Here is a 12,178-nt window from a genome sequence, read left to right as displayed (position 1 = left end):
ACCCGTCAAAGAAAAAGGTTACTCACTTCTTAAACTTTTTACCGGATTGGTAAGTGCCGCTTTTATTGCCTGCCAGCTCACTGTTATCATACAGATAATAAGACTTATCACCATTGTAGCTATAAATACCCACCAGCTTAATGGGGTCCGGTAAGTAAAATCAGCCATCCATTTATCTATTAAATACCAGCTAAAAAATGCGCCAAACGGAAATGCTATCAATACCAGCCAAACAAATTCTTGTGACAGGTTAAGCCAAAGACTGCTGATAGATGCCCCCAATACTTTGCGTATGCCAATCTCTTTGCGACGTTGTTCAGCAGAGAATGAGGCTAATCCAAACAGACCCAGACAGGAAATGATAATTGCCAGGCAAGTAAAACCAATAGCCATATTACCCAGCATTTTTTCAGTGCGGAACTTACTGGCAAATTTTTCATCAACAAATTTATATTCAAATGGATACTCAGGATTGTATTTTTTGTAAATATCCTGTATGATCGCCATACTGCTGCTTACTGATTTTGCTGGGTTAAGGCGCAAGCCAATACTTCCTGTCCATCCTTTTATGAAACCTATAATGGCAGGCTTAACGGGTTCGTGTGGCGATCCCCACACAAAATTTTCAACTACCCCTACTACCCTACATTGATTCCCTTGATATTTTACCATCTGTCCCAAAGGGTCTTTAAAACGCATCAGTTTTACAGCAGCCTGGTTAAGTATAATAGCTGCTGAATCAGCAGGATATGCTTCTGAAAAATCACGACCTTCCACAAGCTTTAATCCGTAAGTATTGGTAAAATGATAAGTAACAGCTATTTGATCTATCGGAAGTTTGTCTTCACCGGGTAACTGGCCCTGCCAGGTAATCCCCCATGAACTACTATTATTATTAGATATGCTATTACCTGTTAATGCCCCGTCTGTAATTGCACCTGTATTAATGGCATCTCTCCGGAAGTTCTCGAACTGTTTATCCATAGTACCTTCATCAGGTAGTTCGACAAGGCCACGCTGATCGTATCCAACAGGGCGATTCTTTATAAAGATGATCTGCTTGTAAATAAATATACTCGATAATATCAGGAAGGTTGCGAATGCAAATTGGATTACAACCAGTGTTTTGCGTGGTGTTATGGTTGATTTCACTGATACTAACTGGCCCTTCAGCACCTTTACAGGCCTGAATGCGGATAAGAAAAATGCCGGATAACTTCCTGCTATTATCCCAGTCACCAGGATCACACCCAGAGCAGACAGCCAGGCATATACGTTGGTGTATGGAATAGAAAGTTTTATATTAATAATAGTACTGAAATCATCGATTAAACTGTATATCAGTATCAATGAAAACGCAAACGATATAAACGCCATCAACAGGGATTCGCCCATAAACTGTGTGATCAATCCCCAACGCCGGGCACCTATTGCTTTACGAATCCCAACTTCCCGCGCACGTCGTTCTGAGCGGGCGGTTGAAAGGTTCATAAAGTTGATACAGGCAATAAGCAGTATCCCTATAGCAAGGAATAAAAACAGGCGCACGTGCTCAATTTCGCCGCCTACAGCCACACCATTTTTAAAATCGCTATATAAGTGAAATTTTGCAAAAGGATATAGAAATATGGTGTTCTCTTTATTATTCGGATCATATTTAGCTACTATACCCTTTAGTTTGGCGTTGACTTTTGCTTGTGAGGCACCTTGCTTCAACATAGCATAAGTCATGAAAGAATAATTACCCCAACCCGAAGTTTTCAACCAGCTTTGCTGAGCCGCCAACTGATCCCATGAAATAAGTGCATTAAAGTTAAAAGTTGAATTCACTGGATTATCCTTTATCACAGCACTAACTTTAAGCGGAACCTGGTTATTAAATTTAATCACTTGTCCGATGGGATTGACATCGCCAAATATTGATTTAGCACTTGATTCGGTAAGTACAATGGATGATATATCATTAAACGCGCTTTTCTTGTTACCGCGAATAAAATCAAAACTGAACATATCCAGTATTGACGGATCTGCGGCCATGGTATTTACCTTTAACGACTTGTCTTTATAATTCACGAGGACATCATAGGGCCAGTTGGTACGCGCTACTTTTTCAATCTCCGGGAAGTCCTTTATCATTGCCGGAGCAAGAGGTATCGGCGTAGCCCCATTAGTCATGAGTTCGCCGTTGCTTGGTTGATTCCTCAGAACACGATACAGGCGATCTCTATTCGTATTGAACTTATCGAAACTAAACTCATTATAAACATATATGAGCAGCATAAAACTAACCGTCATACCTATAGCAAGACCACCAATATTGATCAGGCTGTAAAGGCTGTTTCGTCTTAAATTTCTCCAGGCAACTTTAAAATAGTTTTTTATCATGATGTAATAAGCTCTAAATCCTAAAATCTAAACTCTAAAGATTATTGACGAATTATAAAGGCATCCCAATTGACTAATCACTGGTTAACTAATCTCTAATCACTGATTATTAATTCAGCGTCAGGTTAACACGACCACCGCCATTAACATCAACAGGTATACCGCCACCATTCAGTTTGCCTTCTATCCTGTCTTTGTCTTTAGTTCCGCTGAAATTACTACCAAGGTCAGCATTAACCTTGTTACCACGCAGGTTTAAATCAAGTCCTTTGTTTGGTAAACGCAGATCAACGTGACCGCTGCTGGCATCTATTTTAACATATTTACCTAATTGGCTTATTTCCACATTGATGCTTCCGCCGCTGGTATAGGTATCCAAACTGCAGGCAAGACCACTTAAGTTAACACTACCGCCAGATGTTCCTGTGCGTAATTCGCCTTTAATGTTGCTGGCTTGTATGCTGCCACCACTGGTTGTAGCGTCAATTTTCCCGCTTAACTCGTTCAGATGCAATGATCCACCGGAAGTTTCCAATTTGATGGTTCCTGTGCAATTATCGGCATGAACACTACCGCCACTGGTTTGCAGATCGATGTTCTGACCCGAGTTAGAAACTGATATGCTTCCACCAGAGGTTCTTCCGTGTATATTACCGGTTAGCTTATCAATATGTAAACTGCCACCACTTGTACCGAATTTTTCGTCGCCGCTTAAATTATCTAAATGAATGCTTCCACCGCTTGTTTCCAGGTTAGTAGCTACATTTTTTGATACATACACTCTAAAAGCAATGTTCAACGATTTTTTCCAGTCCCAATTGCCATCATGTTTGTTTTTGGCCGTGGCGCGTAATTCGCCACCATTAACAGATATATTCAGATCATAATCTTCTGACAGGCGTTTTTTAATCTCATCGTTTGATGGGGTAAATCCATTATTACCTGTGATATAGACCTCTATACGTGGCTTCTCGTCTGCCGCACCACTAACAGTAATGCTGCCTCCAGATGTAGTTACATAAACGTTCTTGATAGCTTCCCCTGACAAGGGTTTTGTAAGGTAAGGTGGCTTGTTTTCCTGTGCTACTACAAAAACACTTTGGCAGGCCAGGACAAATAATATGATATATGCTTTCATAATTTTATTTATTAGGTATGTTGATTGATTATTATTAATTGAATCTCACGTTAATATCGCCACTTGATGCAGATGCTGTTACAGGTACTCCCCCACCATTAACAGTACCTCTTACATGGTTTTCATTCCATTCCCCGTTAAAGCCATTAAATTGATGTTGATTCACTCTGTCGCCTCTTAGATTAAGATCGAGGCCTTGCTTTGCAGGCAATTCTATATTAACGTTTCCTGCACTTGAATTCAATCTTAAATATTTTCCAACATGAATCATCTGTGCATTCAAACTACCGGCACTTGTTGTAGCATCCAGGCTGCAATTCATTCCTTTCAAATCGATACCACCGCCTGACGTACTAGTGATCAATTCACCTTCTATATTGCTACCTTCTACGCCACCGCCACTGGTATGCGCATTGATTTCTCCTTTTAAATTTTCAAGACGCAAACCGCCACCCGAAGTATTCAGCTTGATTTTGCCGCTACAATTTTTCGCATTGATACCACCACCACTGGTTTGCAGGTCTATGTCTTCGCTGGAATTAGAGACTTCAATGCCGCCTCCTGAAGTATGACCATGTATCATTCCGATTAGGTGATCAATTTGTAACCCACCACCACTTGTGGTAAAATTCTCTGTGCCTTTAAGGTGATCCAGTTGAATTCCCCCACCACTGGTTTTCAGATCAGTAGATGAATTTTCCGGAACAAATACTTTAAATGAAATACTGATCTGGTTTCTCCAGTTATCAAAATGATGTTTTGTTTTAGCAATAGCTGTTACCTCATGCCCGTTAACTGTAACGCTCAGATCATAATCTTCATCAAGGCGTTTTTTGATCTCTTCTTTTGAAAGCACACGGTTATTATTCCCCCTGATATAAACTTCTACTCTCGGTTGCTGACCGCTTTGTCCGCTAACTTCAATACCGCCTGCTGACGTATTTACTATAACGCTATTAATAGCGTCACTGGCTAATGATTTGGTAAGGTATGGGGTCTTATCGTCCTGTGCTAAACATGTAGCTGCCTGCATGGCAATAAAACATGATAAAATAAAAGTCTTCATAATTTTTGTTTTGGTTTATCTATTAGACTTACTTTTAAACCCATACGTTGCATGAGTTTATAAAAATTGTTAAATATTTCTCATCACTCACTTCGCAAACTCTTTACCGGATTGGCAATCGCAGCTTTAATAGACTGGAAACTGATTGTTAAAAGTGCTATCAGCACAGATACAACGGCAACAATGACAAAGGTCACCCACGTTATGTCAATGCGATAAGCGTAATCTGATAGCCATACATGCATTGCATACCAGGCTGAGGGCCATGCTATGATATTAGCGATCAAAACCAGTTTAAGGAAATTGCCAGACAGTAACAGTACAATCCTTTGCACGGATGCCCCTAATACTTTGCGGACACCTATTTCCTTCACCCTTTTTTCGGCAGAATAAGATGCTAAACCAAATAATCCTAAGCAAGATATAAATATGGCCAGGCCGGCAAGGATACCCACAATCTGACTTTTTTGGTCATCTGCCTTATAAACTTCGTTAAAGTGGTCATCTAAAAATTGGTATTCAAAAGGATAATCAGGATAAATACTGTTCCATTTTGATTTTATAAAAGCAAGCGCCTGTGAAGTTTGTCCACCATTGATCTTAACTGAGATATTCCTAAAGCCCCAATGTACAGCGCCCACCATAAATAATGGCTCGATCTTATACTGTAATGAATTAAAATTGAAGTTTTTTACTACAGCTCGAATAGTACCTAATGAATCAAATCCGAACTGCTGCCCTATTAACGACGACATCGGTGCTTTGGGAGTGTCTTTCAAAAGCTCTTTAGCCAGTGCTTCATTAATAATATATTCACGACCATCGGGTGTTTTGCCACCAGAGAAGTTTTTACCAGCTGCCAGCTTAATTTTATAGAGGTTTAAATAATTAGTATCAACAACCAGCAGCGTTGTGCCCAACTGCTGCTTTGCTCCATTAGTTGGTTTAAATGTTACTGTTGTTTGATCTAAATGGCTTCCTAAAATATCCTGCGAAGCTGTAACCCCAGTTATTAAAGTATTGCCGGCTAATGCACTCTTAAACGAATCATATTTTTTTGTAGTAACACCGTCTAAAGGAATATTAACAATCTGTTCGCGATCGTAACCCGGATCTTGTTTCTGCATGTAACGTAACTGCCTTAGCACAAACACAGTGGCTATCATTAGAAAAATGGCACTGGCAAATTGTGTAACAACCAATATGTTCCTAAGTAGTCCTTTATCCTTACCTATTTTGATTGAACCCTTTAAAACTCTTACCGCCTGGAAAGAAGATAAATATATGGCCGGGTAAATACCTGATAATACCCCTATCAATATTGTACCACCAAAAACAGTAATTATAAAGCCCAAGCTGTTGAATATATTTAATGAAATGTGCCTTTCGCTTAGATTGTTAATATAAGGCAGAGATAGTTCAACCAATCCTATTGCAAATGCCAATGCGATAAAAGAGATCAAAACCGTTTCACTGAGAAATTGAATAGCCAGCTGAAAACGATGTGCTCCTATTGATTTGCGAATCCCCACTTCCTTTGCCCTTTCTGTCGAGTGTGCAGTAGATAAGTTAATGAAATTAACACATGCAATAACTAACACAATAAGTGCTATTATGGCAAAAAGATTGGTCGACTTTCTATCAAATTTTTGGAAATTGATATAATCTAACCCGATATCGGCCGAGTTAGAGTGCACATCCTTTAGTGGCAAAACAAACAGTTTCATGTACTTATTGCCGTCCGGACCGAGGTGTTTTTTTATGAATGCCGGAAATTTTTTCTCAAGCGATGCAGGATTGGTACCTGGCGCGAGGTCAAGATAGGTATTAAGCCAGTTACCACCCCAGTTAGTAAACATCCATGGCTTGTATATACTGCTGAAAGAGAATAAGGCATCAAATTGTAATTGCGAGTTTTTAGGTACATTAGCCAATATGGCTGTTACAGCGAAAGTAACCGTATCATCACCGTAGTGTGTTATTGTTTTCCCAATCGGATCGGTATCACCAAATAAATTTTTTGCCGTTTCCTCAGTGATCATCGCACTATGCGGTTTTAATAAACCCAGCTTATCGCCGCGAACGATTTGAAAATCAAATATTTTAAAGAAGGTTGAATCAACAAAAAATGTTTGAGGTAAAAAGAGCTTCTTTTTGTCATAAGTCATTTGGTATTTTTGTTGCCATCTTATCCTTGTAAAGTTTTTGATCTCAGGAATTTCCTGTTTCAAAGCAGGTCCCATCGGGAACATTGATAAGGCCACCTTTTGAGTAGTACCTTCGCTGCCTACAGTTTGCACCTCATTTAACCTGTAAATGTTTTTGGTGTGAAAGTTATCAAAGCTTTTTTCATAGGCAACAAACATCATGATCACCATAAATGCCGCCATGCCTACAGCCAGGCCAATAATGTTGATAGCGGAAAACACTTTGTTTTTCCAAAGATTGCGCCAGGCGATCTTAAAATAATTTTTTATCATGATTATAAAATTCTAAGCTCTAAATCTTAAACTCTAATGACCAGTGACTAATGACAAATAAATCACTCTGAACGCAAACTTTTAATCGGATTCATCAGCGCAGCTTTTGCTGATTGGAAACTAACAGTTACCAGTGTAATCAGTATTGCTATCACACCTGATAACAGGAATACCCACCAGGCAACGTCGATATGATAGTGATAATTCAATAGCCACTTATTCATTGCATACCATGACACTGGCGTTGCGATAAATAGTGAAATAATTACCAGTATGATAAATTCCCTGGATAAAAGTGTAAATAATGAAGCTACACTTGCGCCTAATACCTTCCGAATGCCTATCTCTTTGGTACGTTGCTCGGCAGTGAACATAGCTAATCCCAACAATCCCATGCACGAAATAAATATTGCCAGGAATGCGAAAGCATCAGATAACTTACTAATTACTTGCTCATTGTTATATAGCTTTTGATATTCGAGGTCCGAGAACTGATAGGTGAAAGTAAAATTGGGATTAAGTTCGCGGCAAAGCTTTCCAATAGTTGCTATCGCTTGTTTTGTTTGCCCCGGTTGTGTCCGTATCAAGATACTGCCATAATCCAGATTCTCCCCCAGCCGCACTACTAATGGATCAATCGCATTATGAAGTGAATGGAAATGAAAATCTTTTAAAATCCCGACTATTTTCCCTTTTCTACCCCACATGGTAAACGGCTTTCCGATAGGGTCTTTGTAACCTGTTCTTTTTAACCCGGTTTCATTGATCAGGTAATTTATCGTATCCGTCGCAAAATCTTTTGAAAAATCGCGGCCTTGTGCCATTTGCAGCTTCATGGTTTTTATAAAATCATAACCTACGCTCACCTGGGTAAACTCGATATTGATATTCTGGTCTTTACCGTCCCATGTCACCCCGCTTGTGCTGCTGCTGAAGTTTGTTGGGTTAGATGTTATGCGGGTTATATTTTTAATACCGGGCATTTTTAAAGCTTCATCTTTAAAAATTTCATATTTTGATACCAGATCACCTTCAGCAGGGACAAAAATCATATTCTCTCTGTCATAACCTAAATTCTTATTCTGGATGTAATTCACCTGTTTGGATATCACTATCGTTCCGACAATAAGTATAATTGATAAGAAAAATTGTAAAATCACCAATCCCTTACGAAACATGGCTGAACCTGCACTAAGTTTTACTGTACCCTTCAACACTTTAACAGGATTAAAACTTGATAAGAATAATGCCGGATAGCTGCCTGAAATAAATCCCGTCACCAATGTCAGACCTGCAAGCCATAACCAAAAAGAAAACTGACCGGCGGGGTATTCAATCTGTTTTTGTGTTACCGAATTAAATACCGGCAACAATACAGCAACCAGGAATGCAGCAATCAGTACTGCCAAAAAGGTTAACAGTATAGCCTCGCCAATAAATTGCCTGATCAATACAGACCGAACCGCCCCTACTACTTTCCGCACACCTATTTCACGAGCCCTCTTTATTGAGCGCGCTGTTGTTAAATTCATGAAATTAATACACGCAATGAGCATTATAAAGACGGCAACAACGCTAAACAAATGGACATATTCAATCCTGCCGCCGGATGGTTTTCCTTCTTTCAAATCAGAATTAAGATAAGTTTCATCCAACTTTTGCATTGCCAATTCCTCTTTGAAGGCAGGGCTGGGTTTAAGATAAGTGTCAACAAAATGAGTGAGTTTTTTATTTACAGTTACGGCATCTGTGTTGGGTTTTAACATAATAAATGTAGCCGGGCTATTGCTATCCCAATTTTTAGCCCATGGGTTGTCTTTTAAATACTGGAACCAGTTGACCAGATAATCAAATTTTTCAGATGCATTTTCAGGAACATTTTCAAATACCGCAGCGATGTTAAAATTCACCCTGTTTTCGTACCTTATTGATTTTCCAATAGCTGCCTGTGGGCTACCAAAAAACTCCTCAGCCATTTTTCTGGAAATAGCTATGTTGGACGGATCGTTTAACGCTGACTGAACATTGCCCCGTATTAATGGGAAACTAAACATCTTAAAAAAATCAGCACTTGCAAAACCACCTGGCATTTTCAATATTTTTTCACCTGCACGGAAAGTACTTATATCCCCAAGTGTAGTTTCAGTGGCATATTCAATATCAGGTACAACTTTTTTTAACTCGTCTGCGAGAATACCCGGAGTTGAATATTGTCCATGCACTTTATGATCATAGAACTGTCGTTCATAAACAGAATATAATCTATCCTTATTGGTATGAAATGAGTCAATGCTTAACTCATTTTGCACCCATAATAAGATCAGGATACTGCATGTCATCCCCAAAGCCAAACCCAATATATTGATAGCCGAAAAAAACTTATTTCTGACCAGGTTGCGCCAGGCAACTTTCAAATAGTTCTTTATCATGATTCTTTTAAATTCTAAGTTCTAAATCCTAAACTCTATCCTATTTTAAATATGGAGATATAATTTATAAGAAGTGTTAAAAAAAATACCAAATAGATAATCAATTATAAATCAACTATTTATTATAAAAAGAATAAAAATAGATGTTCGCTTGTGTAACACAAGTGTACGGTTATGATACAGTCTTTTGAGTCCTGAGTTTTTAGTCTTGAGTTAAAAGTAAGCAACGACTTAATACTCAAAACTCGAGACTTAAGACTAAAAATTACTCGCTCCTCAAACTTTTAACAGGATTTGCTAATGCAGCTTTAATGGCTTGAAAGCTGATAGTTGCCAAAGCGATAAATACTGCGCTACCTCCGGCAAATACAAATATCCACCAGCTCATTTGTGTTTTATAAGCAAAGCTTTGCAACCATGTATTCATCATCCACCAGGCTATCGGAGTTGAAATAATGATAGCTACAAAAACCAATTTCACAAAATCAACCGATAACAAAGCTGCAATGTTACCTATGCCTGCACCCAGTACTTTGCGTATACCTATTTCTTTAATGCGTTGCTTGGCTGAATAAGATGATAATCCCAACAAACCTAAACACGCCAATATAATAGCGATAGAGGCAAAAATGGTTAGTACCTTTCCCAACCGTAGCTCAGAACTGTATAGTCTATTGAAATCCTCATCAAGAAAATGATATTCAAAAGGCCGGTAAGGCACAAGTTGTTTCCATTTTGATTCCAAAAAAGAAATAGTTTGCTGAAGGTTATTGCCTTTTAATTTCAATAACAATATCTGTCCCCTGGCTTCCGGAAACAACACTAATGGCCGAATAGGATTATGCAGTGATTCGAAATTAAAATCTTTAACAACCGCTTTAACATAACCCGGACGGGAATCATCCAGGAACATCTTTTTTCCAATCGCTTGTTCAGGTGTCCACCCCAATTGTCGCGCGGCTGATTCATTTAAAATAAAATGGAAGTTGTTCTTTTTATAATCGTCATAAGATGCATCTTTTACATCCTGCTGTGTTAGATTTGAGCCTGTTAGTATCTGTAACCCAATTGTATTAACAAAATCCTCATCCACAACATTGGCTGTAACCGCTATCTGTTGGGTTTCGGGCATTGTGGACGAACGCATATTGTATCCGCTCACAATATTTGTGGGAGGATTGGTACAACGGGCTACACTGATTACATTAGAATTTGATCTGAGTTCCTGTTTGACTAAATCTACCTTAGCCAGCATTTTATTGTCCATCGGTAACACAAGGATCTGGTCGCGATTATAACCTAATTTCCGGTTTTGAATATAATTAAGCTGCTTTTGCATGATAAAAGTAGCTATGATAAGCATTACCGATATGGAGAACTGGAATACGATCAATGATTTGCGTACCCACTGCCCCGAATCAGTGTTTTTAAAAGCTCCCTTTAACACTTTTACCGGTTGAAAATTAGAAAGTATCAAAGCAGGGTAAGTACCAGCCAGCAGACTAACCAATATGATTAATGCTAATGCCCCTCCAATAAATTGGAATGATAAGAAAGCACTAATGTTTAATTGTTTTTCTGTGAGTTGGTTAAACACGGGAAGAAGAATAGCTGCCAAAATAATGCTCAGGATAGTGGCAATTGTACAGATCATTACAGATTCACCAATAAACTGCCAGAAAAGTTGTTTATTGTCTGCACCAATCACTTTACGTACACCTACTTCTCTTGCCCTTTCCATAGAACGGGCTGTATTTAAATTAACATAGGTAAAGCAGGCTATTATCAGCATTAACAAGGCAACTGCTTCTAAAATATAAATGTAGGTAATGCTATTATTAGGTTCGAACCCGTCGTACGGAGAATAAAGGTGGATTTTTGCAAAAGGCTCCAGGTCGAAATTTACGGTTGCTCCTTGTCCAGCCATTTCCTTTCTCATAAATGGTGTGATCTTGCCTTGAAGTGGGGCTATAGATTCTTTATTTCTTAGCAATAAATACGTAGTATAATTTGCATCCCAGTAAGTTTTCTCTTCATCCGCCAATTTTAATGATGACCATGATGCCAGGAAATCATATTTTATCTGCGAATTTGAAGGGCAATCCTGTATAACGCCTGTCACTTGATAAAGCGTGGTATCGGTGCCTACTTTCATAACTTTCCCAACCGGATTTTCATTAGCAAAATATCTCTTAGCAGTAGATTCTGTTACTACAACCTGATTAGGCGCTTTAAGCACATTAGCCGGATCACCCTGCAGTAATGTGAAGGAAAACAGGTTAAAGAAGGAAGGATCTGCATACATAAATGACTTCTCATTGATGAGCTTATCCCGGTATTGTACCACGCGGGTGTAGTCGGTCATCCTTACCGCGGATTCTATTTCAGGAAATGTCTGTTTGAAAATTGGTGCCACCCGGGCGCTTGTAAAATTGCCTTTCTTAAATTCTGTACCACCATCAAACTTGTACTCCATTATCACACGGGCAATGCGGTCGCCTTTCTTTTGAAAGTTGTCGTAGTTCAATTCGTGCTGAATATACAATCCGATCAGCAAACAGCTGCATAACCCGATAGTTAGTCCGAAAATGTTAATGAAAGAAGCCATTTTGTTCTTCCACAAATTGCGCAAAGCGATTTTGAAATAATTTCGTAACATGATTTTTAAAAATTCTAAAAC

Annotated in this window: 6 protein-coding genes; all 6 read right to left on the bottom strand. The window is 38.8% G+C overall.

What is annotated here, in order from left to right; genetic code table 11:
* Nucleotides 1-18 precede the first annotated feature (18 nt).
* The gene (locus tag ACPPVU_RS13990) at nt 19-2,385 is read right to left on the bottom strand and encodes an ABC transporter permease (RefSeq protein ID WP_426667132.1); all 2,367 of its coding nucleotides are present in this window, start codon (nt 2,383-2,385) and stop codon (nt 19-21) included.
* 109 nt (nt 2,386-2,494) lie between these two features.
* Nucleotides 2,495-3,523 (bottom strand): DUF4097 family beta strand repeat-containing protein, encoded by a 1,029-nt coding sequence (locus ACPPVU_RS13985; RefSeq protein WP_426667131.1) that lies wholly within the window; start codon nt 3,521-3,523, stop codon nt 2,495-2,497.
* Between the two features lie 34 nt (nt 3,524-3,557).
* Nucleotides 3,558-4,589: a DUF4097 family beta strand repeat-containing protein gene (locus ACPPVU_RS13980; RefSeq protein WP_426667130.1), complete on the bottom strand. Its 1,032-nt coding sequence runs from the start codon at nt 4,587-4,589 to the stop codon at nt 3,558-3,560.
* A gap of 83 nt (nt 4,590-4,672) precedes the next feature.
* Nucleotides 4,673-7,069, bottom strand: a complete 2,397-nt coding sequence (locus tag ACPPVU_RS13975; protein WP_426667129.1) for an ABC transporter permease — start codon at nt 7,067-7,069, stop codon at nt 4,673-4,675.
* Between the two features lie 62 nt (nt 7,070-7,131).
* Nucleotides 7,132-9,498 (bottom strand): ABC transporter permease, encoded by a 2,367-nt coding sequence (locus tag ACPPVU_RS13970; RefSeq protein ID WP_426667128.1) that lies wholly within the window; start codon nt 9,496-9,498, stop codon nt 7,132-7,134.
* 265 nt (nt 9,499-9,763) lie between these two features.
* Entirely contained in the window at nt 9,764-12,157 is a 2,394-nt protein-coding gene (locus ACPPVU_RS13965) for an ABC transporter permease (protein WP_426667127.1), read from the bottom strand.
* Nucleotides 12,158-12,178: the final 21 nt, after the last annotated feature.

Source organism: Mucilaginibacter sp. McL0603 (assembly GCF_049992945.1).
Lineage (GTDB): Bacteria > Bacteroidota > Bacteroidia > Sphingobacteriales > Sphingobacteriaceae > Mucilaginibacter.
The sequence above is the reverse complement of the archived record's forward strand: the minus strand, read 5'-3'. Positions and strand labels throughout refer to the sequence as shown.